The following is a 26,105-nucleotide window of genomic DNA, read 5'->3' as shown; positions in this document are numbered from 1 at the left end:
TATACTACGTATCAGTAAAACTCCCGCCCCGTGGCGGGAGTTATTATTTTTTATACACACGCCGGAGCTGACATGAAAACCAAACTTAACGAACTGCTTGAATTCCCTACCCCTTTTACTTACAAAGTAATGGGTCTGGCGAAACCTGAGCTGGTTGATCAGGTGGTTGAAGTGGTACAGCGCCATGCGCCGGGTGACTACTCTCCATCAGTCAAACCGAGCAGCAAAGGTAACTACCACTCGGTCTCAATCACCATCACTGCGACACACATTGAGCAGGTTGAGACGCTGTACGAAGAGCTCGGCAATATCGAAATTGTTCGTATGGTGCTGTAGTCCCTCTGCGGTTACCCGGTTTGCCGGGTAACCCACTTCCCCGCTGTGATATACTCCCCGTTACCTATTCTCCCTTGTCTTCGGAGACGTCCTTTTGTACCAGGATAAAATTCTTGTCCGCCATCTTGGGCTACAGCCTTACGAGCCAGTCTCTCAGGCTATGCATGACTTTACCGATATGCGCGATGACACCACCCCTGATGAAATCTGGCTGGTTGAACACTTGCCGGTGTTTACTCAAGGCCAGGCAGGAAAAGCCGAACATTTATTGATGACGGGTGATATCCCGGTGATCCAGAGCGATCGCGGTGGACAGGTAACCTACCACGGCCCGGGCCAGCAGGTAATGTATGTCCTGCTTAACCTGAAACGCAGAAAGCTGGGCGTGCGTGAGCTCGTGACCTTACTGGAACAAACCGTGGTGAACACGCTCGCTGAGTACGGTATCGATGCTCACCCTCGCGCCGATGCCCCGGGCGTCTATGTTGGAGAGATGAAGATCTGTTCGCTGGGGCTGCGTATCCGTAAAGGCTGCTCGTTCCACGGGCTGGCGCTGAATATCAATATGGATCTGACCCCTTTCCAGCGCATCAACCCATGCGGGTATGCCGGTATGGAAATGACGCAAATGCGCCAGTGGGTCGATACCGCCACCCCTGAGAATATCCGCCCCGTGCTTCTGAAGAAGTTTTTAGCGCTGCTTAACAATCCTGACTACGAATATATTGCTGCTTAACACACTTCCGACAGTGGTTCGGTTATTTGACCAGCCACTGCTTAATTGCCGCATTTACGCTTTACAATAAACCGCATATTCTATATTTTCGAGTCGCCCATATATTAGCGTCCCATATTAATTAGAACCTTAATAGTACCATCACCGGGTATCGTGTAACGTGCGTGATAATCACCCAACTGCTTGTTTTCGATAAACAAGGGAAACTTGCGAAACACTTTACGAATCTCTGCAAGCATAATAAATAAATTCAACTATCATTCATATTGTGAATGGATACGGAGTAAGAGCGTGGAGCCTACTAATTTACCAGCCAAACGCCTGAATGAAACCAGCGGCGAAGATAAGCCGCAAATTTTCCGGACTTTACGTAATATTGATCTCAATTTATTGACTATTTTTGAGGCGGTATATGTCCACAAAGGTATCGTTAATGCTGCGAAAATTCTTAATCTCACGCCCTCCGCTATTAGCCAGTCAATTCAAAAATTGCGCGCGATATTTCCCGATCCCTTATTTATTCGTAAAGGCCAGGGCGTAACCCCCACCGCGTACGCCACCCATCTGCATGAGTACATCAGCCAGGGTCTGGAATCGATTCTGGGCGCGCTGGATCTCACCGGCAGTTACGATAAGCAACGAACCATCACCATAGGCACCTCTCCCTCTGTGGGCGTTCTGGTCATGCCCGCTATTTACCAGGCTGTTAAACAGCATGCGCCACAGCTGCTGATCCGCAACGTGCCCGTTAACGATCCGGAAACTCAGCTGGCACAATTCCAGACGGACCTTATTATCGACAGCAACAGCTTCGCGGCCAGGGCATTAGGGCATAACGTTCTCTATACCGACTCTCTGGCGCTCGTATGTCGTCAGAGTCATCCTGCTTTGGGCGCAGCTTTGACGCCTGAAAATTTGCGTCATTACGAACATGCAACCTTTATGTCCGAGGGGCAGGGTCCGGATCCGCTGCGCCAGCGTATTGACGAACTGTTCCCGGACCGTCTGATCAGCTTCAGCAGTTACAATATGTTTACCCTCGCGGCCCTTATTGGCAGCAGCGATTTGCTCTGTATTATGCCTGTGCGTCTCTTCACTCTGCTTCAAAAGTGCTGGCCGCTGGAGAGCATTCCATTGAGTCAACTTACGACGGAATCTGTTGAAATCTCACTGCATTACAACAAGCTAAGCCTGCGCGATCCGGTGCTGGAAAACGTCATTAACGTGATCCGCCAGGCGTTCTAATCCCGCCTTTCAGCACAAGCCCCTGCCGCAAGCGGGGCAAAAGGCACAAAACAACAACTATTTTACAAATTGGCGACCTGGCAGGCTGCTTTATCGCCCCTTTAAATGATATACTGCCTGTCGTTCGTTCAAAAATAGTTGATAATTACAACATTCCCTTGAATTGAAACGCTTTCCTTCGATATTCGCAACTGGAACACGCACGCTATGAGTAAACCCATTGTGATGGAACGCGGTGTTAAATACCGCGATGCCGATAAAATGGCCCTTATCCCGGTTAAAAACGTGGCTACAGAGCGCGAGGCGCTGTTAAGAAAACCGGAATGGATGAAAATCAAACTTCCGGCCGACTCTTCGCGTATCCAGGGGATCAAAGCGGCGATGCGCAAAAATGGCCTTCACTCTGTCTGTGAAGAGGCCTCCTGCCCTAACCTTGCTGAATGTTTCAATCACGGTACCGCGACATTTATGATTCTGGGTGCCATCTGCACCCGCCGCTGTCCGTTCTGTGACGTTGCCCATGGCCGTCCTGTTGCGCCTGACGCAAACGAACCGCAAAAACTGGCGCAGACGATTGCCGATATGGCGCTGCGTTATGTTGTTATCACCTCCGTTGACCGTGACGATCTGCGCGATGGCGGTGCTCAGCATTTTGCTGACTGTATTACCGCCATCCGCGAAAAAAGCCCGAACATTAAGATTGAGACGCTGGTGCCAGACTTCCGTGGCCGTATGGATCGCGCGCTCGATATCCTGACCGCGACGCCACCAGACGTGTTCAACCACAACCTGGAGAACGTACCGCGTATCTACCGACAGGTACGTCCCGGTGCAGACTACAACTGGTCGCTGAAGCTGCTGGAGCGCTTTAAAGAAGCCCATCCGCATATTCCAACCAAGTCCGGCCTGATGGTCGGCCTGGGTGAAACCAACGCTGAGATCATTGAAGTGATGCGCGATCTGCGCCGCCACGGCGTCACCATGCTGACGCTGGGCCAGTACCTCCAGCCAAGCCGTCACCACCTGCCTGTACAGCGTTACGTGAGCCCGGATGAGTTCGATGAAATGAAAGCCGAAGCGATGGCGATGGGCTTTACCCATGCCGCGTGCGGTCCGTTTGTTCGCTCCTCTTATCACGCCGATATGCAGGCGAAGGGCGAAGAAGTGAAATAAAGCTGTAAAATTTATTTACAGTAAAACAAAAAACCGGCCTCGTGAGCCGGTTTTTTTATGCAAGCCTTGCAGCATTGCCATTACTCTTTGTGTGAAAGCTTCTGTGCAGTGATGTCATCTTCGGCGCTTTTCTTTGCTGCCGCGTCGTCATCGTTCATTGCTTTCTTAAAGCCCTTAATGGCAGCACCCAGGTCTCCACCCAGCGTGCGTAACTTCTTGGTACCGAACAGCAGGACGACCAGTGCGGCAACCACCAGCAGTTTGGTAATACTAATCTCACCCATAAATACCTTCTTTACATGAAACAGGCTGCATTCCGCCAAAAAACCTGAACGTATTAACGGTCATTTGGCGCGTGCACACAATAGCAATCTGTAACAAGGTGAATCAAGCATTGTTGAAAAAAACATCACATTAATTGCGGTGGCGCAAACCTGCGGTTGCGCAGAACAGGTAATTGCTGACGCGCAAGCGCTATTCGGGCGGAAATTATCTCCGTCAGCAATAACGCAGGCGTCTCCGCTGCTGCCGCAACCGTCACCCCCAGCGGATCGACAACCCTGCTCTGCCCGATATTTTTGTTACCACATTCACCCGCGGCTACCACGTAACAGGTGGTATCCAGCGCACGTGCTGCCAGCAGCGTCGCCCAGTGATGCTCCTTAAGCGGTCCTTTGACCCACGCGGCAGGCAGAACCAGCACCTCGGCCCCCTGCAATGCCAGGTTCAGCGCCAGCTCGGGAAAACGGATATCGTAGCAGGTCATCAGGCCAATCTTAAAACCCTCGACCTCAATCAGCGGCGGAATTACACTCCCCGGATCGACCAGGCGCGACTCCTGAACGCTGAACGCATCATACAGATGAAGTTTGGCGTAGCTCGCGACGATGGCACCCTCACGTATCGCCACCAGCGTGTTTACCGCGCGCCCCGGCGAGGACGGAATATGGACCGTCAAGATGGTGGTGAGCGTGTTGCCAACGCTTTCGGCCAGCAGTCGTTTCAGAAACGCCCCTTCCAGCGTTTGCGCAGACTTTACCGACAGGTCTGGATCGCCATCATCACGGGCCAGTAACGCCTCGGGAAGTACCAGCAACGACGCCCCCTTTTGCTTCGCCTGATGCATCAGGGAGACGCATTTTTCCGCGTTTTCATTCCAGTCCGGCGTCACCGCGAACTGCCCTACTGCAACATACATAATTGTCTCCCGGTTAAAAACAGCGTTACACTCGACGCACTTACACAGCAAATAGCAGGTATTGACAGTGTTACAACTACTTATAGCCGTTTTTATTGGTGGAGGCACGGGTAGCGTTGCGCGGTGGCTCTTAAGCATGCGGTTTAACCCCCTGCATCAGGCCATTCCGATGGGGACACTGGCGGCAAATCTGATCGGGGCGTTTATTATTGGGATGGGGCTGGCCTGGTTTAATCGTATGACCAACATCGACCCTATGTGGAAGGTTCTGATTACAACTGGTTTCTGCGGCGGCTTAACAACGTTTTCTACCTTCTCTGCGGAGGTGGTCTTTCTGTTTCAGGAAGGCCGGATGGGCTGGGCGCTGACCAACATTGCCGTTAACATGCTTGGCTCGTTTGCGATGACTGCGATCGCATTCTGGTTATTTTCCTCCGCCAGCGGACATTAAGCGCGGCAACCTTAATGTTGGCTTAATTTTTCTCTGTCACTCTTGGCTCAATATTGAACGAGGGTGATAGCATGAAAGAAACTCTGTCAGGCGTGGGTATGGTATTGCTAAGCGTCGCGATCGTCGCCAGCTTCCTGAAGATCTATCTTATTGGTTGATTCAGAACGAAAAAAACCCGCTCATTGAGCGGGTTTTGAAATTCTTGCTGACGCGTCTGAATTACAGAGCGATTACGTTAGCAGCAGAAGGGCCTTTGGCACCGTTAGTGATTTCGAACTCTACGCGCTGACCTTCAGCCAGAGTTTTGAAACCATTAGACTGGATTGCAGAGAAGTGTACGAACACGTCTTTGCTGCCATCTTCAGGAGTAATGAAACCGAATCCTTTGGACTCATTAAACCACTTAACGTTACCTTTAATCTTAGACATCAAAATTACCTTTACATTAAAAAACGACACAAATGCTGTGTCGGGTATCAGTACAACAATTGTGAGGCGTTTTGTCCAGCGGATCTTTGATAAAAAGTGACAAAAGTCGCGTTAATTTTCGCTGTCCGATTTTTATCCTTTACATTTCAATGTCTGTGCGTTTTTTGGTCGATTTACCAGAAAAATTCAGTTAAAACTGAAACCGCATCCAGGCAAAGTAAACGTTACCGTTGTTATACGTCCCCGGTATGTAGGTCATCTGAAACGTCGCCGGACCGTAACCGATGGAGGCAAGCGGCAGCAGTACCGGAACAGGAATGTATTTCCAGTTATCACGCGCCGTGAACCCTGCCGTATAGCCCAGCCCCAGACGGAAGTTGTCGTCTGATAACGGACGCCAGGTTTTTTCCCAGCCGTAGCCACCAATAGGCTCCCATTTATTGTAGGAGTCCTTAAACGCCATCAGGTACAGGCCATGCCAGTTACCTTTTTCATCCCAGCGAGACTGACCGAAGCCGGCCCCCCACGGACGCTCGTTATAACGGTCAGTTTTTTCTTTATCGTAGGCAAAACGTGCATGCCACGTAATGGCCGGAATGTAGAGATCGTAGTGCTCAGGTTCATTCCATGTTTGCGCGACGTTATCCGTGAAGGTGGTGAACCAGCCTTTATCCGCTGTATTGCTCTCTGCATTAACAGCAGACGCAAATGATAACTGCCCAATAATAAACAATAAAATCAGGGGAAATTTAATTCGTACAATCACAGTGCCATTACCATATTTAGTATTCGGTGCAGACTTTAACACAGAATACTTGAATGAACGCTTAACAGCATCGGTGTTATTCCTAATTACCCTCCCGTTTCTGGGAATAATCTGAGGAAACATAAACTGCATGCCTGAATAAGCACATGCAGTTGACATATTTAACGTTGGTGTAACAACTTGTAGAGTGCGGGAATAACTAACATCGACAATAACGGTGCCGTTACCATGCCACCAATCATCGGCGCGGCAATACGTTGCATCACCTCTGAACCACTCCCACTGCCCCACATGATGGGCAGCAGTCCCGCCATAATAGTGGCGACCGTCATCACCTTCGGACGCACACGCAGCACGGCTCCTTCGTGGATTGCCCGCATCAGCACCGTATTTTCCCCTTCTGGCTCCAGCCTGTGATATTTATCAAGCGCATGATTCAAATAAAGAACCATAATTACGCCGAATTCTGCCGCCACTCCGGAAAGGGCGATAAAGCCAACGGCCCCCGCCACTGACAAATTATATTCAAGCAGCCACAGTAACCACACGCCCCCAATAAGCGCGAAAGGCAATGTCCCCATTATTATCAGGACATTTGATATCCGCCTGAAGGTTAACCATAAAAGGACGAATATAATCATCAGCGTGACAGGTAAGACTATTTTGAGCGTCGCGGTCGCCCGTTCCAGATATTCAAACTGCCCGGACCAGGAGAGAGACACGCCCTGCGGCAATACCACCTTCTCCTCCACCCGTTTTTGCATTTCATCCACGGCGGATTTCAGATCGCGCCCGCGCAAGTCCACGTAGATCCAGCTGGAAAGGCGCGCGTTTTCACTTTTGAGCATCGGTGGGCCTTCCGTCACGACGATATCGGCCAATTCCCCCAGCGCCACCTGGCTACCGCTGGCGGTCACTACCGGCAACACCCGCAACGTGTCGACGTTATCACGCAAATCGCGGGGATAACGCAGGTTAATGGGATACCGCTCGCGTCCCTGGATCACCTCGCCAATGTTATCGCCCCCGACCAGCGTGGAGACCAGGCTTTGCAGTTCATCGACGGAAACGCCGTAGCGCGCGGCTTTTTGCCGGTCGATACGTATATCCACGTAGCGCCCGCCTTCCAGACGCTCCGCCAGCGCAGAGGAGACGCCAGGAACGTCCTTCACCACCTGCTCAATCTGCCGGGCCACGCGCTCAATGTCGGCAATATTATTGCCGTTCACCTTAATGCCGACCGGGCTTTTGATCCCGGTTGCCAGCATGTCCAGGCGGTTACGGACAGGCGGCACCCACACATTGGCAATACCCGGCAGCGACACGGTTTTATCAAGCTCCTCCACCAGCTTTTGCGGCGTCATTCCTGGCCGCCACTGCTCGCGGGGCTTAAAGTGAATGGTTGTTTCCAGCATGGTTAATGGCGCGGGATCGGTTGCCGACTCCGCGCGACCGGCTTTGCCAAACACGCTCGCGACCTCCGGTACGCTTTTGATCAAGCGGTCCGTCTGCTGAAGCAGCCGCGATGCCTCGCGAGCAGAGATCCCCGGCAGCGTGGAGGGCATATAGAGTAAATCCCCTTCATCCAGCGGCGGCATAAATTCGCTTCCCAGGCGGCTCAGCGGCCAGAGCGTGGCGATCAGCAGCAGACATGCCAGTGCCAGCGTCATTTTCGGGAAGGTCAGTACCTTGTCCAGCAGCGGCTCATACAGGCGGATCAGGAGGCGGTTGATCGGGTTTGCCTTCTCATCCGGGATTTTCCCGCGAATGAAAAAGCCCATTAGCACCGGCACCAGGGTGATCCCAAGCCCGGCGGCCACGGCCATCGACCAGGTTTTGGTGAACGCCAGCGGCGAGAACATTCGCCCCTCCTGCGCTTCCAGCGAAAAAACCGGTATAAATGACAGCGTGATGATTAACAGGCTGCAAAACAGCGCCGGTCCCACTTCGACCGCCGCCTTTTCCGCCAGACGCCAGTATTCCCCCGGCGCGGGCTCCTTGCCCGGATTATCATGCCGCCACTGCTCCAGCACCTTGTGCATGTTTTCAATCATCACAATTGCCGCATCCACCATCGCCCCGATGGCAATGGCGATCCCGCCGAGCGACATCATATTCGCGTTAATGCCCTGATAGTGCATCACCACAAAAGCCCCGAGGATCCCCAGCGGCAGAGAGACCATCGCCACCAGCGCGGAGCGCAGGTGGAAAAGGAACAGCGCGCACACCAGTACCACCACGGCAAACTCTTCGAGCAGCTTGTGCGTCAGCGTTTTGACCGAGTCCTCAATCAGCGTGGAACGATCGTAGACCGGAACAATCTCGACGCCCTGCGGCAGCGTTTTTTGCAGCTCGCTCAGTTTCGCTTTTACCGCACGAAGCGTTTCCAGCGCATTCTGCCCGTAGCGCATCACGATCACGCCGCCAGCGACCTCCCCTTCACCGTTAAGCTCCGCCACGCCCCGGCGGATCTCCGGGCCAATGCCAATGGTGGCGACATCTTTCAGCAGGACAGGTACGCCATCGCGGGTGGCGATCACCACATTGCGAAAATCCTCCAGCGAGCGCAAATAGCCCGTTGTCCGCACCATATACTCCGCTTCGCTCATCTCCAGCAGGGCGCCGCCGCTCTCTTTATTGGCGGCCTGCACCGCGCCCGATAGCTGGCTGTGGGTAATATTCAGCGCGCGCATCTTCGCCGGGTCCGCCACGATCTGATACTGACGCACCATTCCGCCAATGCTTGCCACTTCAGATACATTCGGTACCGTCTTAAGCTCGAACTTAAGCGTCCAGTCCTGAAGGGCCCGCAGATCTGCCAGGCTGTGTTTTCCACTACGGTCGATCAGTGCATATTCGTAGATCCAGCCCACGCCCGTCGCATCTGGCCCCAGCGACACCTTCACGCCTGGCGGAAACTGCGCCTGTACCTGGCTTAAATATTCCAGCACCCGGGATCGCGCCCAGTAGAGATCGGTGCCATCCTCAAACAGCACATACACATAAGCGTCACCAAACATTGAAAAACCACGCACGGTTTTAGCTCCCGGCACAGACAACATGGAGGTTGTCAGGGGCCAGGTCACCTGATCTTCAATCACCTGCGGCGCTTTTCCGGGGTAACTCGCTTTGATAATGACCTGCACATCAGACAGATCGGGCAACGCGTCCAGCGGCGCGCGCTGCACCGCCCACCAGCCCCAGCCGGCCATCATCAGCGCGGCCAGGATCACCAGCAGGCGGTTACGCAACGAAGCGCGAATCACAGCGGCAATCATGGCGTCACCTCCGGCATCACGCTACGCAGGCTGGCTTCGGAATCAATGAGGAATTGCCCGGACGTCACCACCTTATCGCCCTCTTTGACCCCGGACAGGATCGCCGTCCAGCCCTGCGCCGTCAGGCCGGTTGTCACCGTCACAGGCTGGAAATAACCGTCCCCGGTGGCCAGCAGCAGACGCGCAGACTCTCCGCTGTTAATCACCGCCTCTTCCGGCACCGCCAGCACCGGCGGGCCTTTCATCTCTTCCGCACGCCTGACGGAGAGGTACATGCCTGGCTTCAGCTTATGTGCGGTATTTTCCAGCACGATACGGGCTTTCAGGGTTCGCGTGGTCGCCTCCATCTGCGGCAGCAATTCGCTGACCGTGCCGTGGAATTGCTCCCCCGGCCAGCTTTCTGACGTTGCTACCACGTTGCTGCCCACTGCCAGAGACTGCGCCTGCGTTTGCGGGTAATCGACCACCAGCCAGACCGGATCGAGGCTGGCGATCTCAAACAGCGGCGCCGTTGCGGTGATTTGCGCCCCTTCCCGCACGTCCAGCTTCACCACATAACCCGCCCGGTCAGCGCGCAGGGTGAGTGTGGTCTGCGGCTTACCGCTACGCTCCAGCAAACGAATGACCTCTTCCGGCATAAACTGCAACGCCAGCCGCTCGCGTGCGGCGCGGGTCAATGCGGCATCGCCAAGCTGACGAACCGCGAGATACTCCTGCTGGGCGGTGGTCCATTGCGGGATCCACAGTTGCGCCAGCGCCTCTCCGGCTTTCACCTGCTGCTGTGGCGCATTAACAAACAATTTTGACACCACGCCATTGGCCGGGGCTGACACCACCGAGACGTTACGTTCATCCGTTGCAACCGTGGCAAAGGCCGAGAACGGCGAAACCAGCTGGCGCATCTCAACGTTGGCGGTTTTCATCCCCAGGTTTTGCTGCTGTTGAGTGCTGATGACCACGCCTGACGCCGCCTGTGCTTCATCGGCGTAGCGCGGGACCAGATCCATATCCATAAAGGGGGATTTACCCGGCTTATCGAAGCGCTGACCGGGCACCATAGGGTCGTACCAGTAAAGCACCTTACGTTCAGAGGGTTGTGCAGCCGCAGCCGGCTGATGCGTCTGCTTCTTTCCGACAAAATAGCCGCCAGCGGCAGCTATCGCGATGGCAATCGCCATTAACGTTGTTTTTTTCATTGCGCCAGCTCCTGCGGGATCAGCCAGTTCACGGCAGCCCAGGTTCGCGCCATTTCGCGCTCCGCCTGGTTCACCGCCAGTTCCGTATCCAGTACGCCACGACGCGCCTCCAGCAGGGCCGGAAGCGCCGACTGTCCAGAGCGATATTGCGCCGTCAGTACCGCCAGCCGTTGACGCTGCAACGGTAGTACCTCGTCCCGCTGTCGCTGCCACACCGTTTGCGCAGACTGATACTGCGCCACCAGCGTTTGCACCTGGGCAATGTGTTCACGTTTGAGCAGCGTCAGTTGATCCACCGCCTGCATTGAGCGGGAAACATCGGCGGCGTAATCCTTGTCCTGACGTTTTGACTGGAACAAAGGCAGATCCACGCTGAACATCACGCCAGCCATATCGTCATAGCCTTCGGCGCGGTGGGCGTAATAGACCTCCACATCCACATCGGGTATCGCCGCCACGGCAGATTGCGCTGAACGCGCTTTCGCGGTCTCGGCTTCACGTCGTGCGGCCTCCACTTCCGGGTGCCTGACGATCCCCTCCTGCAACGTTTTTTCATCGGCAGGAAGACGCTGATAGCGCGGCAGCGGACCGCGAACCGCCGTAATCGCGTGCCCCGTAAGCTCCAGCAGACGGCTTTGCGCCAGCTGCACATCCCGCTGCGCCAGCGTCTCTTTGTCGCGCATGGCGCTGAGGATCATTTGCAGGGCCAGTACGCTGTCCGGCGTGGCGCTTCCCGCCCCGACGCTCGCCTTCTGCACGCCCCGCTGGCGTTCCGTTTCGCGGACCAGCGTTCTGGCCGTGTTCAGCGCCTGCTGGGCCAGCGCCAGATCCAGCCAGGCCTGGGCGGTATCACGCTGAAGCGCGGCGCGGACGGCCTCGGATTTTGCCAGCACGCTTCGCGCCTGCGCCTGAAAGGTCTGCGCTTTACGTTCCCGCTTCTCTGAGCTGACGTAGCTTTGCATGATGCCAACCTTCTGCATGGTCATCCCTTCGCGCGTCAGCCGCCGATCGTTGCTGCCCTGTACCGGCACGTTTTCGATACCGAATTTCAGTTTTGGGTCAGGTAATTGCGTGGCGGAATCCGCCATCGCATCCAGCGCCTGCGCTTCGTTACGGCTGGCAGAGAGTTCTGCCGAGTAGCGCTGGGCTTCGGTCAGGGTGTGTTCGAGCGTCCACGGCTCCGCCTGCGCGGCGGAGGTTAACAGGCCGAACAACACCCCACCGAGCCACAGGCTCAGTGTGTGTTGTTTCATGGTGACCTCGCTTAGCGTGCTGGCGTCAGCGAGATAATCTGGAAACCGTCACCCGCACGCTCAAGCGTGAAGGTCACTTCATCCCCTGGTTTGGCGTCATTCAGCGTGGCGCCGGCAGATAAAGTAAACGGCATGGTCATTGCTGGCCATTTTAGTTCCGGTATGGCCTCGTGCCGGAGCATGACGGCGCTGTCAGAGATCGACTGAACCACGCCGTGGCCCTGCCAGGTCTGGTTTGCCTGAACGGTATAAGAAGCGAAAGAGACGGACGCGCCAACCAGCGCGGAAAGGAATATAGTACGCATGAAAAAAACTCCTGTTAAACGTTAAGTAAATGAAAATCAACGAATTAACAGGTTTTTACTCCCGAAACCGGCAATAGCGGATCGTTGCCGGCGGCCCCACAGCAGGAGGGGTAACGGACCACGCAGGATGGCTTGCAGACGAGCACTCTGGGGTCGTTAAGGTCAGGGTCATGGCGGCAGGCAGCGCCACCAGATGCGGCTGGGCAGGATCTTTTTGTACCTGATCCGGCACACAATGTTTTTCACACAGCGGTGAAGCACCGGCAGCATAATGCGGCCCCGGTTGCGCCATCATCTCCATATGCTGGATGGTGGCTACCTCACCGCGCAAATCCATTGAACATTGATGGGAGGCGACGGCAACCTGACTCTGGATCAACAGCCAGCCAAACGCCAGCAAAAACATCAGCAGATGTTTTTTGATAAAGCGCAGGCGATATGTCCAGCTGGCGTGCATATTCAGATCGTCGGATAGGGTAAAAGTGAACCGAGTATAAGCAGGCAAAAGAATGAAAGAGAAGTGGTTTTAAAGAGATTTACGTTTTAAATCGATTGTCGGCAAATAATACTCAAAACCTTAACACTTCACCATCATTTTAATGACATATAATATCTATTCATCAGGTCAATAACGTCTTAATATAAATGACGCAGGGTTAGCAAAAATATCGTCATCAGTGCCTTTAGTAGTCTCTTTCTTGATTTTAATCAGCAAGGACTGGACATTTATTCGGCACATTTCAGCTTCTTTTTTATTGATTATTTGTCTCTCGGGCAGCAAGGATACAGGGGAAATCATGCTTACTTTTCTCGAACTCCTCATTGGAGTCGTGGTCATTGTCGGTGTAGCACGCTACATCATTAAAGGTTACTCAGCCACCGGCGTGCTATTTGTCGGCGGCCTGACGCTGCTGATCATTAGCGCGCTAATGGGTCATCAGGTTTTACCCGCCAGCGAAGCCAGTACCGGATATACCGCTACCGATATTGTGGAATATATAAAAATTCTGCTGATGAGCCGCGGCGGCGATCTGGGCATGATGATCATGATGCTCTGCGGATTTGCTGCCTATATGACCCATATCGGCGCGAATGATATGGTGGTAAAGCTGGCTTCTAAGCCGCTGCAATATATTAATTCCCCCTATCTGCTGATGGTCGCGGCCTATTTCCTGGCCTGTCTGATGTCATTAGCCGTTTCCTCAGCAACGGGCCTTGGCGTGCTGTTAATGGCAACGTTGTTCCCGGTAATGGTTAACGTCGGGATCAGCCGTGGCGCAGCGGCGGCTATTTGCGCCTCTCCGGCGGCGATTATTCTCTCCCCTACTTCCGGTGACGTAGTGCTGGCCGCAAAAGCCGCGGAAATGTCGTTGATTGACTTCGCCTTCAAAACCACACTGCCGATCTCCATCACCGCTATTCTCGGCATGGGCGTGGCGCATTTCTTCTGGCAGCGCTATCTCGATAAGAAAGAGAACGTCAGCCACGAAATGATGGACGTCAGCGAAATCACCACTACCGCCCCGGCGTTTTATTCCATCCTGCCCTTCACGCCGATTATTGGCGTGCTTATTTTCGACGGCAAATGGGGCCCGCAGCTGCACATCATCACTATCCTGGTGATCTGTATGCTGCTGGCGGCCATCCTGGAATTCGTTCGTGGTTTTAATACCCAGAAAGTGTTCACGGGTCTGGAAGTTGCCTTCCGCGGTATGGCGGATGCCTTCGCGGGCGTGGTGATGCTGCTGGTTGCCGCGGGGGTGTTTGCCCAGGGGCTGAGCACCATCGGCTTTATTCAGAGCCTGATCTCTATCGCCACCTCGTTCGGCTCGGCCAGCATTATCCTGATGCTGGTGCTGGTGGTGCTGACCATGCTGGCGGCGATGACCACCGGCTCCGGTAACGCGCCGTTCTACGCCTTTGTTGAGATGATCCCTAAGCTGGCGCACTCCTCCGGCATCAACCCGGCTTACCTGTCCATTCCAATGCTTCAGGCTTCCAACCTGGGTCGTACCATTTCTCCGGTATCGGGCGTGGTGGTTGCGGTTGCGGGGATGGCGAAAATCTCTCCGTTTGAAGTGGTAAAACGCACGTCAGTGCCGGTGCTGGTTGGCCTGATTATCGTTATTATCGCCACCGAAGTGCTGCTTCCCGGCGCTGCCTAAGCGAAATTCCTGATTTCCAAAAAGCGCCTGCGGGCGCTTTTTGTGCTTTAATAACCCCCAGAAATTAATCGCGCCCAACCAATCAGGAAAGCAAATGTTCAGGAAGGATATCGTTATCCCGTCTGGCGCAGTAGCGCTTGCACTCTGTGTCTTCTCAATTCAGGCAGATCCGCTTAAGCCAACCCAGTACGGCGATTTCGATCGCTACGTTCTGGCCCTTTCCTGGCAAACCGGATTTTGCCAGAGCATGGTCGAACGTAACCGTGACGAACCGGAAGAGTGTCGCCTGCAAAAAGAGAGCAGCAACAAAACCGATTTTCTGACCGTCCACGGCTTATGGCCCGCGCTGCCGAAATCTATTGCCGCTCGCGGAGTGGATGAACGCCGCTGGATGCGCTTCGGCTGTGCCACTCGTCCGGTTCCAAATATGCCGGAAGCAAAAGCCAGCCGCAAATGTGACGCCGCAGAGACCGGACTATCGCTAACCGGCGCGGCGAAGCTGAACAGCGTGATGCCCGGCGCGGGCGGCAACTCCTGCCTTGAACGTTATGAATACGCGAAACACGGCGTCTGCTTTGGTTTTGATCCCGACGCTTACTTCGGCACCATGGTGCGCATGAACCAGGAAGTGAAGCACAGCGCGGCAGGAAAATTTCTGGCGGAAAATTATGGCAAAACCGTCCGCCGCAGCGACTTCGATGCAGCCGTGGCCAAAAGCTGGGGGAAACAGAGCGTAAAAGCGTTCAAGCTTACCTGCCACGGCAATCCGGCTTATCTGACCGAGATGCAGATCTCGCTGAACGCCAGCACCATCAACAACCCGCTCTCTGCCGGCTCCTTTGCGCCACAGCCGCATCCGGGCAACTGCGGCAAACAGTTTGTCATTGATAAAGCCGGTTACTGATGCTGCGCCGGGCACCTTTTTGCCCGGTTTTTCATTGATTTCCGTGATATGACGATTAACCTCACACTTCCGCTCACACGCATCATTTTTCCAGCTAAAGCATTATTAATCCGGTAAACATCACTGAAACCTCCCCGCCATAATCATGGCGTTATCTACAGGAGGAATTTCACATGGCTAAAAAACTGATTGCACTGTGCGCCTGCCCGATGGGCCTGGCACATACCTTCATGGCAGCCCAGGCGCTGGAAGACGCGGCGACGGAAGCCGGTTATGAGGTAAAAATTGAAACCCAGGGCGCGGACGGGATCCAGAATCGCCTGACCCCGCAGGATATTGCCGACGCTGACATTATTATCCACGCCATCGCGATCACCCCGGAAGACAATGAGCGCTTCGAAACGCGCGACGTGTATGAGATTACGCTTCAGGACGCTATTAAAAACGCGGCAGGCACCCTGAAAGAGATCGAAGAGATGATTGCAGCAGAACAATAATAATCCTCACACCCAGGGGTTTTCGTCATGGCTATTAAAAAACGCAGCGCGGTTCGCCCGGACAGTCACGCGGGTGACACACTTGCCATCAAATCCGCACCGGTTGCCGCCGGTGCGTCTTTCTGGAAAGAGCTTCCACAGCACATTATGTCGGGGATATCCCGCATGGTGCCAACGCTTATCATGGGCGGGGTTATCCTCGCCATTTCACAGCTCATCGCCTACGTCTGGCTGGAGATCCCGCCTGACACCGGTATTCTCGACGCGCTTAACTCAGGCAAATTCACCGGTTTCAATCTCTCGGTATTGAAATTTGGCTATCTGACCGAATCGTTCGGCGGGCTGCTGTTCAGCTTCGCCATCCCGATGTTTGCCGCCTTTGTCGCCAACTCTATCGGCGGAAAGCTGGCCTTCCCGGCCGGGTTTATCGGTGGCCTTGTCGCCACGCAGCCGACGCTGGTGCTGAACTTTGATGCGGAAAAACTGACCTGGCTTGCCACCAAACCCGTGCCCTCCACGTTTATTGGCGCGCTGATTATCGCCATAGCCGCAGGCTATCTGGTCAAATGGCTGAATAGCCGTATTAACGTACCGCAGTATCTGCTGGCCTTTAAAAGCACCTTTCTGATCCCAATCCTCTCGGCGCTGTTTGTGATGCTGGCGATGTATTACATCATCACGCCGATTGGCGGCTGGCTGAATGCAGGTATGCGGACCGTACTGCTGGCGGCGGGTCAGGCGGGCTCCATGATGTATGCCATCGGGATGGCGGCAGCCACGGCGATTGATCTTGGCGGCCCCATTAACAAAGCGGCGGGATTTGTTGGCCTGGGGCTGACAACCGATCATGTCCTGCCCATCACCTCCCGCGCCGTGGCGATTGTTATTCCGCCCATTGGTCTGGGGCTGGCCACGCTGATTGACCATCGTCTGACCGGCAAACGACTGTTTAGTCCGCAGCTTTATCCGCAAGGCAAAACGGCCATGTTCCTCGCCTTTATGGGCATCAGTGAAGGGGCCATCCCGTTCCTGCTGGAAAATCCGCTTGCGACGCTGCCGGCGTATATGGCGGGTGCGATCGCGGGTGCGATGACCGCCACCGCGCTCGGTGCCGTGCAGTGGTTCCCTGAATCGGCGATCTGGGCGTGGCCGCTGGTCACCAATCTGGGGGCGTACATGCTCAGTATTGTGGTCGGGGCGGCGATCACCGCGCTGTTGGTCGTGATTATTCGTAACAGTCTGCACAAGCGCGGAAAACTCGCTATCGACACGCTGTAACGGGGTGAACCATGGAATTACTGAGAAGGCTTCGTGCCTGGCTGGCTGCGGAAAAACTGGACGGCGTGCTCATCTCTTCGCGCCAGAATAAACAGCCGCACCTGGGCATTTCAACCGGTTCGGGATATGTGCTGGTGTCACAAACCGCGGCACATATCCTGGTGGATTTCCGTTACTACAGCGATATCGCTTCACGAGCGGCGGGCTATGAAATGCACCTGCTTAACACGGAGAACCCGTTTGCGCAGGCGGTGAATCAGATTATTGCGAAGGAAGATCTCACCCGTCTTGGCTTTGAGGGTGAATACGTGAGCTGGCAAACAGGCGTGCTGTGGCACGATACGCTAAATACCAACCTTTGCAGCACCTCGCTAGACGCGCTGCGGCAGATAAAAACCGCTGACGAAATCGACCGTATCCGTGCAGCGTGCGGCATTGCCGACCGCGCCGCACAGCACATCCGGCGTTTCATTCAGCCCGGTATGCGCGAGCGTGAAGTCGCTGCCGAGCTGGAGTGGTTTATGAAGCAGGAGGGTGCGGACAAGCCCTCTTTCGACACCATTGTCGCCAGCGGGCCGCGCGGTGCGCTGCCCCACGGCAAAGCCTCTGACAAAGTGATTATGCCTGGCGAGATGATCACCCTTGATTTCGGCGCCCAACACCAGGGGTATTGCTCGGATATGACAAGGACCTTTCTTGTCGCCGGGCAAAACACGCCGCCGGAGGAGCACCCTCTCTATGCGGTGTACCAGATCGTTCTGGCGGCACAACAGGCGGCCATTGATGCCATCCGCCCCGGCGTTTCCTGTCATCAGATCGATAGCGCCGCACGTTCCGTGATTGAACGTGCAGGTTACGGCCCGCAGTTCGGGCATAACACCGGTCATGCCATTGGTATTGATGTCCATGAAAATCCACGTTTTTCCCCTACCGACCGCACCCCGTTGCAGCCCGGCATGGTGCTGACCGTTGAACCGGGGATCTACCTTGAACACCAGGGCGGGGTACGAATTGAAGATGTGGTGCTGGTGACGGAAACGGGCGCCGAGGTGCTTTATACCCTCGACAAACGGCTATTACTGACGGGAGAACAAGAGTGGACAGAGATTTACTGCGCGCCCTGAGCGAAGCAGACGCCATTGCGGCCTCAGAGCAAGAGGTGCGCGACATCCTGCTCAGTGAGGCGCAAAAATACCATAAAGAGGTTCAGTTTGATGGGCTGGGTTCCGTGCTTATCCGCGTCAACCAGAGCCGGGGCCCGAAGGTGATGGTCTGCGCCCATATGGATGAAGTCGGTTTTATGGTGCGTAGCGTCTCGCGCGAAGGGGCCATTGATGTCCTGCCCATCGGCAACGTGCGCATGATGGCCCGTACCCTTCAGCCGGTGCGCATCACCACGCGTAACGGGGAAAAAATACCGGGACTGCTGGATGGGGATCTGAAAGGAGAAAACGTTGAAAATTTACATGTCGACATTGGCGCGACGTCGGCGGAGGAGGTGTTCGCCGCCGGTATCGACGCAGGCGACCGCGTGGCGTTCGATACACCCTTTCAGACCCTTCCCCACAATCGGGTGATGGGTAAAGCCTTCGACGATCGTCTCGGCTGTTACCTGCTGATCGCGCTGCTGCGTGAGCTGCACCAGACGCCGCTCGACTGCGAGCTTTGGCTGGTGGCCAGCTCAAGTGAAGAGGTCGGCCTGCGCGGCGGCCAGACCGCCACGCGCGCCATTCATCCTGATATCGCGCTGGTGCTGGATACCGCCTGCTGGTCAAAAAATTTCGATTATGGCAGCGCCAACCATCGCCAGATCGGTGCGGGCCCGATGCTGGTGCTGTACGACAAAACGCTCATCGCCCCAGCCAAACTGATTGCGCTGGCTGAGACGATCGCGCGCTCGCAAGGGATCCCGCTGCAAAAAGACATGTTCAGCAACGGCGGAACGGACGGCGGGGCGATCCATCTCTCCGGCACTGGCGTGCCGACTCTTGTGCTTGGTCCCCCAACCCGACACGGGCACTGCGCGGCATCCATTGCCGACGAAAAAGACATTCATCACACCCAACAACTGCTTGTCGCGCTTGTGGCATGCATGAACCGTGAGACCGTGGATCATCTGACGGACTTCAGATGCTGATCTCACGCGGCCAGGAGGAAGTATGCTTTCAATTGAATTTTTCTGCCCACTGCCCAACGGCCTGCATGCGCGTCCGGCCTGGGCGTTAAAAGAGCAGTGCAGCGCATGGCGCAGCGACATCCGTTTTATCAACAGACGGCTTAACACTCACGCGGATGCCAAAAGCTCGCTGGCGCTGATCAGTACCGGTACGCTGTTTAATGACAGCTGCGTGCTGGAAATTAACGGCAGCGACGAGGAGCAGGCCCGACGCGTGCTGGAGGCGTATCTCACCGGCGCGTTTATCGACAGCGACAGTATTCCCTCCGGCGACGCGCCGCACGTTGCGCATCCCCTGCCCCGTTCGCTTGTAAGGCTTGCTCCCCACCTTCAGCACGGCATTACGCTCGCCAGTGGCATCGGGGCTGGCACTCTGCGAGGCTGGCAGAGCGATAACCTCAAACGTTATTGTCAGATCCCCGCCTCGCCGGAAGATATTACCCGCCTGGAACACAGCCTGGCGACGCTGGCTGAACAGCTCAACCACCGCCTGCGCGGGCTGGACGGCGAGAGTAAAACCATTCTCAGCGCGCATCTTTCGCTGATCCAGGATGAGGAGTTTGGCGGCACCATACGCCGACTGATCGCCGAGGAGCGGCTAAGCCTTGCGGAGGCGATCATTCGTAACATGGAGCTGATCTGCGACAAGCTGTCGCTCTCCGCCAGCGACTACCTGCGTGAACGCGTCAGCGATATTCGCGACATCAGCGAGCAGCTTCTTAACATTACCTGGCCGGAGTTACAGCAAACCTCCGCATTCACCCTCAGCGCCCCCACCATTCTGGTGGCGGAAGATCTGACGCCCAGCCAGTTTCTCAGCCTCGACACGCAGTACCTGAAAGGCATGGTACTTGAAAAAACAGGCCGGACGTCGCACACGCTGATCCTGGCACGCGCGGCCTCCGTGCCTGTGCTGAGTGGTTTAACGGTCGCCTCGCTGGCGCCGTTGATGGGAAAAGAGGTCATTCTGGACGGCATCTGTAGCGTGCTGGTCGTTGAACCCAACGACGCGGTGAATGATTACTACAGCGTGGCGCAGCGCCTTGCCGACCGACGCCACCAGCAGCAGATCAAAGATGCGGGTCTTCCTGCGCTCACCCGCGACAACGTGCCGGTAGAGATTGCCGCCAACATCGGCAGCGCGCTGGAAGCGCCCGGGGCGTTTACCTGCGGCGCGCAGGGTATCGGGCTGTTTCGCACTGAAATGCTGTATATGGACAGAGACACCGCGCCGGACGAGCAGGAGCAATTCGAAGCCTATCAGCAGGTGCTGCTCTCCGCGCAGGGCAAGCCGGTCATCTTTCGCACAATGGACATCGGCGGCGATAAGCATCTCTCTTACCTGAACATTCCCCAGGAAGAAAACCCCTTCCTCGGCTATCGTGCCGTTCGTATTTATCCCGAATTTGCCGATCTCTTCCGCACCCAACTGCGCGCGATCTTACGCGCAGGCGCCAGCGGCAATGCGCTGTTGATGATCCCGATGGTGCACAGTCTCGATCAGATTTTATGGATCAAACAGGAGCTGCAAAACGTTCGTGACGCCCTGGCCTCACAGGGGTTACGTCACACCGCACACCTGCCGCTGGGGATCATGGTTGAAGTGCCTTCAGTCTGCTTTATCATCGATCACTTCTGCGAAGAGGTGGATTTCTTCAGTATCGGCTCGAACGATATGACTCAGTATCTCTACGCTGTCGATCGCAACAACCCGCGCGTTTCGGGGCTGTATAACCCCATCACACCGTCTTTTTTACGAATGGTTCGCCAGATCGTCACCGCAGCGCATCGTCACGGGAAATGGGTCGGCATTTGCGGGGAACTTGGCGGAGAGCAGCGCTACCTCCCTCTTCTGCTTGGTCTGGGCTTAGATGAGTTCAGCATGAGCGGGCCGCGCATCCCTGCGGTAAAAACCCAGCTGCGTCAGCTGGACATGGCAACCTGCCGGGCGCTGGCGGAAAAGGCCTGCGACAGCCGCAGCGCAGAGGAAATTGAAGCCCTGCTGGCGGATTTCACACCGGAAGCGCCGCCGCGTCCCTTGCTGGCCCTGGAGACTATCGTGGTCAATGAGCCGCTGACCTCAAAAGAGCAGGTGCTTCAGTTCTTATGCGGAAATCTTGCGATTCATGGCAGGACCGAAAACCCGCTGGAGCTTGAAGAAGATCTCTGGCAGCGCGAAGAGATTGTCACCACCGCCGTCGGGTTTGGCGTGGCGATCCCTCACACCAAATCGCAATGGATACGCCACTCCAGCATCAGCATTGCACGCCTGGACAAGGCGATTGACTGGGAGTCGGATTTGGGCGACGTCGAGCTGGTGATCATGCTGACGCTCGGCGCTCAGGAAGGGATTAATCACGTGAAGGTCTTTTCCCAGCTGGCGCGGAAGCTGGTCAATAAAACGTTTCGCGAGTCGCTGTTTGCAGCAATGACGCCGCAAAGTATCCTGGATCTGCTGAACGCTGAAATCATGTTCTGACTGTCACTGAAAGCGTGCGCGATACTCCCCCGGCGTCAGGCCAAACTGGCGCCGGAACAGACGGCTAAAATAGTCGCTATCGGCATAGCCGCAGCGCTTCGCCACTTCCCCCACCGGCAGGTGGTATTTTTGCAGGATGGTTCTCGCCTTCGCCATACGCACCCAACGAACGTAATCCACAAAACTCATCGTCCCCTGTTGGGAGAACAGGCGTGACAGATGGTTAGCCGAAATATTAAATAGCGCGGCGACGCTGTCCCGCGACAGGGATTCAGCATAGTTTTCCTGCACCCAGTTACAAATGCTCTGATAGAGGAAATCCCCGCGCGACAGTCCCGGTTCAGGCAGCGACGACACCACTTTCCGGCACCAGTGCAGCAGGCTCAGCACCAGCGGTTGAATAATGGCCTGATCCTGCGGGGAAGCGCTCAGGTGTGTCAGGGCCATCAGCATCGCAGCACATTCGCCTCGTTCAGGATGAGGAAGCTCAACGTGTCGCTGCGCAGGCACGGATCGCCCGTGACGGGTATCATGAAACACCAGCCCCAGCCACGACGGCGCAAAAAGAATGCTCAGCAGCATGACCGGTCGTTCAAACACCGGGACGCTGGCGGCCTGGGCGGGAAGAAACAGCATTTCCCCCTGGCAGAGGGTCTGCTGCCCGGTAACCAGTCTGTTGCCATATTCCCCGCGAAGAACGACATCAAGCCGTGGCCAGTCGCGGCTCACGCTTCCGACAGCGTCAGACGCGCCACGTTGAGCAAACCAGACTCGCCCCAGCTGCTGTGGGTTGAGCACCAGGCCGCTCAACAGATCGGCAAAAAACTGCTGATCGGCGGGCAACAGGGTTGCGCGCATATCACCCCCTGCGCGCATCCGGGCGTACCAGGTCGAAGCGATGGCTGTCACTGATGGCGTAGTAGGCTGTAGGTCCACCCGCACGCAGAATGGGCTGCGCTTTCGCGGTCTGGTAAATCCCCTCTTCCAGCAAACTCTCGGCGATATGGACGCCCACGACTTCGCCGAGCACCAGCCAGGTATCAATCGGCGTCCCATCCGCGCCGGTAAGTTGAATGCACTGTGACAATCGACACTCGAAATTCACCGGGCTTTCCGCCACGCGCGGCGAGCTCACAAGCTGGCTGGCTACGGGCGTCAGGCCGGCAAAGGTAAATTCATCCTCGCCATGTGGGAGCGTGGCGGAGGTTTCATTCATCGCCTCGGCCAGATCCCGCGTTGCGAGGTTCCAGACAAACTCCCCCGTTTCGGTAATATTCCGCACGCTATCCTTCCAGCCGTTGCTTGAAAAACCAATGATCGGTGGGCGATAGTTAAAGCAGTTAAAGAAGCTGTACGGGGCAAGGTTCAGTTGACCGGCCTTATCACAGGATGAGATCCAGCCAATCGGACGTGGACCGATAATGGCGTTCAGAGGGTCGTGCGGCAGGCCGTGCCCCTGAGACGGTTGGTAAAAGTACATATCGCTCTCTCTACGCTGGGGCTGCAACGCGCATTGCCCGGGTTCAGTCTTTCCAGCGTAACGAAATTTCCGTTCAGCGTGAATCGGGACGCCGGGTTTATTGCCAAAAATTCATATGGCGCATGATTGTGACCTTCATCACTTCAAACTTACGGTTTCAGACAGTATCATCAGATAAGTTAAACCCTCGCTGCCAGACGGCGAGGGTTTTCTTTTGGATTGGTTTCTGCGTTACACGCAGCATTAACGACATGGAGTAAAAATGTCCAGACCTACGATTATCATCAATGAACTCGACGCAGAACGTATTGACCGACTGTTGGAGAAACCAGAATTCGCCTCGCTGCCGGTAGCCGATGCGCTGAACGAAGAGCTCGACCGGGCGCAGATGTGTACGCCTGAGACCATGCCGCATGATGTGGTCACCATGAACAGCCAGGTGAAGTTCCGCAACCTGACCACCGGAGAGGAGCTCACTCGTACGCTGGTCTATCCGGCGCAGATGACCGACAGCAGCACGCAACTGTCGGTGCTGGCACCCGTGGGCGCAGCGCTGCTTGGACTGCGCACGGGCGATACCATCCACTGGGAACTCCCGGGCGGCGCCTCAGCTCACCTGGAAGTGCTTGAGCTGCTCTACCAGCCAGAAGCCGCTGGCGATTACCTGCGTTAATCCCTTCTGAACAAGCGACCCCGCTTTGCACAGAGGATGCACCCGCATCCTCTTTCCGCAAATTCACCCTATTGTGCTATACCGGACAAAAACTGCTTAATCCACGCTTAGTCTGTTGTAGTGCCGTGGGGACGGTCATGGGTGAGATACTTGTTATCGCACTGGTTTTTCTCATCATCCTGGCGATCCTCGTCGTGGCGGTGCTGTATCTTGAGCGCCACTGGTGAGTGAGGAACCTCACACAACGCCGCCGGGGAAGGCATTCACCAGTCCCTTCACTTTCTGCTGCGCTGCCTCCGGGGTGTCTGCGCCAGGCACCAGGATCACCTTGCGGCACTCCTCCTCCCGTTTTTCGAAGATCTTATAGGCGCGTTCCGCATCAGCCAGCGGAAGATAGTGGGTCACAATATCTTCTGGGGTAAGCAGCCCTTTTTCGATGAGCGGCAGCAGCTCTCCCAGCCAGGCATGGACGTGGGTCTGCCCCATCTTAAAGCTCAGCCCTTTATCGAAGGCATCGCCAAACAGGAAGCCGTGAATAAAACCGGCGTACACGCCCGGCACGCTGACCACGCCGCCGCGTCGCACCGCAGCAATGCACTGGCGCAGGGCTTTGCCGCTGCTGCCTTCAATTTTCAGGTTACTGAGGATCGTTTCCGTGGTGCTGCCTTTGGCCTCAAACCCGACGGCATCAATCACCGCATCCACTCCGCGCTGTCCGGCCGTTTGCTCAATGATTTTCTCCGCCGCGTCGTTATCGTCATCAAAGTTAATCGGGATCGCGCCGTAGCGCTCCTGGGCAAACCGCAGTCGATAGGGATGATGGTCAACCACGAAAATCTGCTCTGCGCCGAGAAGCCGCGCGCAGGCAATGGTCAGTAACCCCACCGGCCCGGCCCCGAATACGGCGACGCTGGAGCCTTTCTGGATCTGCGCATTTTTTGCCGCCTGCCAGGCGGTAGGCAGAATATCTGACAGGAAAAGCGCTTTGTCGTCAGACAGCAGCTGGGGCACTTTAAACGGCCCCACGTTGCCTTTCGGGACGCGCACATACTCCGCCTGTCCGCCCGGCACGCCGCCGTAAAGATGGCTGTAGCCAAACAGCGCGGCAGGGGCGGGAATTTGCTTTTTGTTCAGCGCCGCGCCCTGTCCGCGGTTCGTGTTTTCGCAGGCCGCGTACTGTTGCATCTGGCAAAAGAAGCAGTCACCGCAGGCAATCACAAACGGGATCACCACCCGGTCACCTTTCTGCACGTTTTTCACTTCGCTCCCGCACTCCACCACCTCGCCCATAAATTCATGACCAAAGATATCGCCGTGCTGGACCTTGGGAATTTTTCCGCGATAAAGATGCAAATCAGAACCACAGATCGCCGTGGCCGTTACGCGCAGGATGATATCGTCAGGCTGTTCGATGCCCGGATCGGGGACATTATCGACCCGAACATGATGTGGACCGTGATAGGTGAGAGCTTTCATGCAACCTCCGAAAGGGTGTGGGTAAGCTTATAAAAGGGTAGCTACCTCTCGGGATCTGCCCCGGAATCCGGCTGTTTTGAGATTTATCCTGGCGAGATAAAAAAGTGCTGTCGGGATTACAGAAACCTTTTATATTTTGTGGTTGAATGATTTCAGCGTTTATAAACAAGGAGAAACGGTTATGTATCAAACAATCATTATGCCGGTTGATGTTTTCGAAATGGAACTGAGTGATAAGGCTGTACGTCACGCGGAATTTCTCGCGCAGCAGGACGGAGTTATTCATCTTCTGCATGTTTTACCGGGCTCTGCCAGCCTGAGCCTGCATCGTTTCGCTGCTGATGTGCGTCGTTTTGAAGAGCATTTACAGCATGAAGCCGAGACACGCCTGCAAACCATGGTCGGGCACTTCAGCATCGATCCTTCCCGCATCAAAACCCACGTCCGGTTCGGTAGCGTGCGCGACGCCGTTAATGAGCTGGCGGGGGAATTAAATGCCGACGTGGTAGTGATTGGTTCACGTAACCCTTCCATCACCACTCACCTGCTGGGGTCGAACGCCTCCAGCGTGATCCGCCACACCCACATTCCGGTGATGGTCGTGAGATAAA

The 26,105-nt window shown here is 55.6% G+C and carries 27 protein-coding genes; 15 read left to right on the top strand and 12 right to left on the bottom strand.

What is annotated here, in order from left to right; all coding sequences use genetic code 11:
• Window positions 1-72: 72 nt before the first annotated feature.
• The 4 genes from ybeD to lipA all read left to right on the top strand — a co-directional run bounded on the left by ybeD (window position 73) and on the right by lipA (window position 3,490).
• Complete coding sequence (gene ybeD, locus LOC22_RS16805) at window positions 73-336, top strand: DUF493 family protein YbeD (protein ID WP_003858718.1); 264 nt, start codon at window positions 73-75, stop codon at window positions 334-336.
• A gap of 94 nt (window positions 337-430) precedes the next feature.
• Window positions 431-1,072, top strand: a complete 642-nt coding sequence (gene lipB / locus LOC22_RS16800; protein WP_017382471.1) for a lipoyl(octanoyl) transferase LipB — start codon at window positions 431-433, stop codon at window positions 1,070-1,072.
• A 291-nt stretch (window positions 1,073-1,363) separates the two neighbouring features.
• The gene (locus LOC22_RS16795) at window positions 1,364-2,317 is read left to right on the top strand and encodes a YbeF family transcriptional regulator (RefSeq protein WP_032647690.1); all 954 of its coding nucleotides are present in this window, start codon (window positions 1,364-1,366) and stop codon (window positions 2,315-2,317) included.
• A 207-nt stretch (window positions 2,318-2,524) separates the two neighbouring features.
• Window positions 2,525-3,490 carry a lipoyl synthase gene (gene lipA / locus LOC22_RS16790; protein WP_006809637.1) on the top strand — a complete coding sequence of 322 codons (966 nt, stop codon included), beginning with the start codon at window positions 2,525-2,527 and terminating at the stop codon, window positions 3,488-3,490.
• 80 nt (window positions 3,491-3,570) lie between these two features.
• Here lipA and tatE read toward each other — a convergent pair whose 3' ends face one another.
• Window positions 3,571-3,774: a twin-arginine translocase subunit TatE gene (gene tatE / locus LOC22_RS16785; protein ID WP_003858723.1), complete on the bottom strand. Its 204-nt coding sequence runs from the start codon at window positions 3,772-3,774 to the stop codon at window positions 3,571-3,573.
• A gap of 125 nt (window positions 3,775-3,899) precedes the next feature.
• A complete protein-coding gene (locus LOC22_RS16780; protein WP_032103123.1) occupies window positions 3,900-4,688 on the bottom strand; it encodes a deaminated glutathione amidase in 789 nt (262 codons plus the stop codon).
• Between the two features lie 67 nt (window positions 4,689-4,755).
• Here LOC22_RS16780 and crcB point away from each other — a divergent pair, with 67 nt between their 5' ends.
• A complete protein-coding gene (gene crcB, locus LOC22_RS16775) occupies window positions 4,756-5,139 on the top strand; it encodes a fluoride efflux transporter CrcB (RefSeq protein WP_017382474.1) in 384 nt (127 codons plus the stop codon).
• 219 nt (window positions 5,140-5,358) lie between these two features.
• Here crcB and cspE read toward each other — a convergent pair whose 3' ends face one another.
• The 7 genes from cspE to LOC22_RS16740 all read right to left on the bottom strand — a co-directional run bounded on the left by cspE (window position 5,359) and on the right by LOC22_RS16740 (window position 12,823).
• Window positions 5,359-5,568: a transcription antiterminator/RNA stability regulator CspE gene (gene cspE / locus LOC22_RS16770; protein ID WP_002439184.1), complete on the bottom strand. Its 210-nt coding sequence runs from the start codon at window positions 5,566-5,568 to the stop codon at window positions 5,359-5,361.
• A 190-nt stretch (window positions 5,569-5,758) separates the two neighbouring features.
• Window positions 5,759-6,334 (bottom strand): lipid IV(A) palmitoyltransferase PagP, encoded by a 576-nt coding sequence (gene pagP / locus LOC22_RS16765; protein ID WP_032647688.1) that lies wholly within the window; start codon window positions 6,332-6,334, stop codon window positions 5,759-5,761.
• Window positions 6,335-6,495: 161 nt separating this feature from the next.
• On the bottom strand, window positions 6,496-9,612 hold the full coding sequence (locus LOC22_RS16760) for an efflux RND transporter permease subunit (RefSeq protein ID WP_230239069.1): 3,117 nt from the start codon (window positions 9,610-9,612) through the stop codon (window positions 6,496-6,498).
• Window positions 9,609-10,808 carry an efflux RND transporter periplasmic adaptor subunit gene (locus LOC22_RS16755; RefSeq protein WP_032103118.1) on the bottom strand — a complete coding sequence of 400 codons (1,200 nt, stop codon included), beginning with the start codon at window positions 10,806-10,808 and terminating at the stop codon, window positions 9,609-9,611. The genes LOC22_RS16760 and LOC22_RS16755 overlap by 4 nt, the downstream gene beginning before the upstream one ends.
• Complete coding sequence (locus LOC22_RS16750; protein ID WP_230239068.1) at window positions 10,805-12,061, bottom strand: TolC family protein; 1,257 nt, start codon at window positions 12,059-12,061, stop codon at window positions 10,805-10,807. The genes LOC22_RS16755 and LOC22_RS16750 overlap by 4 nt, the downstream gene beginning before the upstream one ends.
• Before the next feature lie 11 nt (window positions 12,062-12,072).
• The gene (locus LOC22_RS16745; RefSeq protein WP_017694319.1) at window positions 12,073-12,366 is read right to left on the bottom strand and encodes a copper-binding protein; all 294 of its coding nucleotides are present in this window, start codon (window positions 12,364-12,366) and stop codon (window positions 12,073-12,075) included.
• A 55-nt stretch (window positions 12,367-12,421) separates the two neighbouring features.
• Entirely contained in the window at window positions 12,422-12,823 is a 402-nt protein-coding gene (locus LOC22_RS16740; RefSeq protein WP_063136445.1) for a hypothetical protein, read from the bottom strand.
• A gap of 340 nt (window positions 12,824-13,163) precedes the next feature.
• Here LOC22_RS16740 and dcuC point away from each other — a divergent pair, with 340 nt between their 5' ends.
• From dcuC to ptsP, 7 genes are all read left to right on the top strand, one after another.
• A complete protein-coding gene (gene dcuC / locus LOC22_RS16735; protein ID WP_045328961.1) occupies window positions 13,164-14,531 on the top strand; it encodes an anaerobic C4-dicarboxylate transporter DcuC in 1,368 nt (455 codons plus the stop codon).
• Window positions 14,532-14,625: 94 nt separating this feature from the next.
• Window positions 14,626-15,435: a ribonuclease I gene (rna, locus tag LOC22_RS16730; RefSeq protein WP_003858741.1), complete on the top strand. Its 810-nt coding sequence runs from the start codon at window positions 14,626-14,628 to the stop codon at window positions 15,433-15,435.
• 173 nt (window positions 15,436-15,608) lie between these two features.
• Entirely contained in the window at window positions 15,609-15,932 is a 324-nt protein-coding gene (locus tag LOC22_RS16725) for a PTS fructose transporter subunit IIB (protein WP_017382483.1), read from the top strand.
• A gap of 27 nt (window positions 15,933-15,959) precedes the next feature.
• Window positions 15,960-17,210, top strand: a complete 1,251-nt coding sequence (locus LOC22_RS16720) for a PTS fructose transporter subunit IIC (RefSeq protein ID WP_230239067.1) — start codon at window positions 15,960-15,962, stop codon at window positions 17,208-17,210.
• Between the two features lie 11 nt (window positions 17,211-17,221).
• On the top strand, window positions 17,222-18,334 hold the full coding sequence (ypdF, locus tag LOC22_RS16715) for an aminopeptidase (RefSeq protein ID WP_230239066.1): 1,113 nt from the start codon (window positions 17,222-17,224) through the stop codon (window positions 18,332-18,334).
• Window positions 18,307-19,347 carry an aminopeptidase gene (ypdE, locus tag LOC22_RS16710; RefSeq protein ID WP_045328965.1) on the top strand — a complete coding sequence of 347 codons (1,041 nt, stop codon included), beginning with the start codon at window positions 18,307-18,309 and terminating at the stop codon, window positions 19,345-19,347. The genes ypdF and ypdE overlap by 28 nt, the downstream gene beginning before the upstream one ends.
• A gap of 22 nt (window positions 19,348-19,369) precedes the next feature.
• Window positions 19,370-21,865 carry a phosphoenolpyruvate--protein phosphotransferase gene (gene ptsP / locus LOC22_RS16705; protein ID WP_015571152.1) on the top strand — a complete coding sequence of 832 codons (2,496 nt, stop codon included), beginning with the start codon at window positions 19,370-19,372 and terminating at the stop codon, window positions 21,863-21,865.
• 3 nt (window positions 21,866-21,868) lie between these two features.
• Here the strand turns inward: ptsP and LOC22_RS16700 are convergent, their stop codons facing one another.
• Both LOC22_RS16700 and LOC22_RS16695 read right to left on the bottom strand, forming a co-directional pair.
• Complete coding sequence (locus tag LOC22_RS16700) at window positions 21,869-22,723, bottom strand: helix-turn-helix domain-containing protein (RefSeq protein ID WP_026094381.1); 855 nt, start codon at window positions 22,721-22,723, stop codon at window positions 21,869-21,871.
• Between the two features lies 1 nt (window position 22,724).
• Window positions 22,725-23,345 carry a flavin reductase family protein gene (locus tag LOC22_RS16695; protein ID WP_003858756.1) on the bottom strand — a complete coding sequence of 207 codons (621 nt, stop codon included), beginning with the start codon at window positions 23,343-23,345 and terminating at the stop codon, window positions 22,725-22,727.
• Window positions 23,346-23,607: 262 nt separating this feature from the next.
• On the opposite strand from LOC22_RS16695, the gene rnk reads away from it, so the two are divergent.
• Together rnk and yldA are read left to right on the top strand one after the other, a co-directional pair.
• Window positions 23,608-24,018: a nucleoside diphosphate kinase regulator gene (gene rnk, locus LOC22_RS16690; RefSeq protein WP_006809650.1), complete on the top strand. Its 411-nt coding sequence runs from the start codon at window positions 23,608-23,610 to the stop codon at window positions 24,016-24,018.
• Window positions 24,019-24,155: 137 nt separating this feature from the next.
• Window positions 24,156-24,245 (top strand): small membrane protein YldA, encoded by a 90-nt coding sequence (yldA, locus tag LOC22_RS22280; RefSeq protein WP_275430195.1) that lies wholly within the window; start codon window positions 24,156-24,158, stop codon window positions 24,243-24,245.
• Between the two features lie 10 nt (window positions 24,246-24,255).
• Here the strand turns inward: yldA and LOC22_RS16685 are convergent, their stop codons facing one another.
• Entirely contained in the window at window positions 24,256-25,494 is a 1,239-nt protein-coding gene (locus LOC22_RS16685; RefSeq protein ID WP_015571156.1) for a zinc-dependent alcohol dehydrogenase, read from the bottom strand.
• Between the two features lie 181 nt (window positions 25,495-25,675).
• Here LOC22_RS16685 and uspG point away from each other — a divergent pair, with 181 nt between their 5' ends.
• A complete protein-coding gene (gene uspG, locus LOC22_RS16680; protein WP_006809652.1) occupies window positions 25,676-26,104 on the top strand; it encodes a universal stress protein UspG in 429 nt (142 codons plus the stop codon).
• The last annotated feature ends 1 nt before the right edge of the window (window position 26,105 follow it).

Source organism: Enterobacter sp. AN-K1 (assembly GCF_020971765.1).
Classification (GTDB): domain Bacteria; phylum Pseudomonadota; class Gammaproteobacteria; order Enterobacterales; family Enterobacteriaceae; genus Enterobacter; species Enterobacter hormaechei_C.
Note: the sequence above shows the minus strand (reverse complement) of the source record. Positions and strands in the feature narration are given on the sequence as shown.

Bases quoted from the DNA above. Each gene is read 5' to 3' on its own strand.
- ybeD (WP_003858718.1), top strand. From the start codon at position 73: ATGAAAACCAAACTTAACGAACTGCTTGAATTCCCTACCCCTTTTACT.
- lipA (WP_006809637.1), top strand. From the start codon at position 2,525: ATGAGTAAACCCATTGTGATGGAACGCGGTGTTAAATACCGCGATGCC.
- tatE (WP_003858723.1), bottom strand. From the start codon at position 3,774: ATGGGTGAGATTAGTATTACCAAACTGCTGGTGGTTGCCGCACTGGTC.
- LOC22_RS16780 (WP_032103123.1), bottom strand. From the start codon at position 4,688: ATGTATGTTGCAGTAGGGCAGTTCGCGGTGACGCCGGACTGGAATGAA.
- cspE (WP_002439184.1), bottom strand. From the start codon at position 5,568: ATGTCTAAGATTAAAGGTAACGTTAAGTGGTTTAATGAGTCCAAAGGA.
- LOC22_RS16760 (WP_230239069.1), bottom strand. From the start codon at position 9,612: ATGATTGCCGCTGTGATTCGCGCTTCGTTGCGTAACCGCCTGCTGGTG.
- LOC22_RS16755 (WP_032103118.1), bottom strand. From the start codon at position 10,808: ATGAAAAAAACAACGTTAATGGCGATTGCCATCGCGATAGCTGCCGCT.
- LOC22_RS16750 (WP_230239068.1), bottom strand. From the start codon at position 12,061: ATGAAACAACACACACTGAGCCTGTGGCTCGGTGGGGTGTTGTTCGGC.
- LOC22_RS16745 (WP_017694319.1), bottom strand. From the start codon at position 12,366: ATGCGTACTATATTCCTTTCCGCGCTGGTTGGCGCGTCCGTCTCTTTC.
- LOC22_RS16740 (WP_063136445.1), bottom strand. From the start codon at position 12,823: ATGCACGCCAGCTGGACATATCGCCTGCGCTTTATCAAAAAACATCTG.
- dcuC (WP_045328961.1), top strand. From the start codon at position 13,164: ATGCTTACTTTTCTCGAACTCCTCATTGGAGTCGTGGTCATTGTCGGT.
- rna (WP_003858741.1), top strand. From the start codon at position 14,626: ATGTTCAGGAAGGATATCGTTATCCCGTCTGGCGCAGTAGCGCTTGCA.
- LOC22_RS16725 (WP_017382483.1), top strand. From the start codon at position 15,609: ATGGCTAAAAAACTGATTGCACTGTGCGCCTGCCCGATGGGCCTGGCA.
- LOC22_RS16720 (WP_230239067.1), top strand. From the start codon at position 15,960: ATGGCTATTAAAAAACGCAGCGCGGTTCGCCCGGACAGTCACGCGGGT.
- ypdF (WP_230239066.1), top strand. From the start codon at position 17,222: ATGGAATTACTGAGAAGGCTTCGTGCCTGGCTGGCTGCGGAAAAACTG.
- ptsP (WP_015571152.1), top strand. From the start codon at position 19,370: ATGCTTTCAATTGAATTTTTCTGCCCACTGCCCAACGGCCTGCATGCG.
- LOC22_RS16700 (WP_026094381.1), bottom strand. From the start codon at position 22,723: ATGCGCGCAACCCTGTTGCCCGCCGATCAGCAGTTTTTTGCCGATCTG.
- LOC22_RS16695 (WP_003858756.1), bottom strand. From the start codon at position 23,345: ATGTACTTTTACCAACCGTCTCAGGGGCACGGCCTGCCGCACGACCCT.
- rnk (WP_006809650.1), top strand. From the start codon at position 23,608: ATGTCCAGACCTACGATTATCATCAATGAACTCGACGCAGAACGTATT.
- yldA (WP_275430195.1), top strand. From the start codon at position 24,156: ATGGGTGAGATACTTGTTATCGCACTGGTTTTTCTCATCATCCTGGCG.
- LOC22_RS16685 (WP_015571156.1), bottom strand. From the start codon at position 25,494: ATGAAAGCTCTCACCTATCACGGTCCACATCATGTTCGGGTCGATAAT.
- uspG (WP_006809652.1), top strand. From the start codon at position 25,676: ATGTATCAAACAATCATTATGCCGGTTGATGTTTTCGAAATGGAACTG.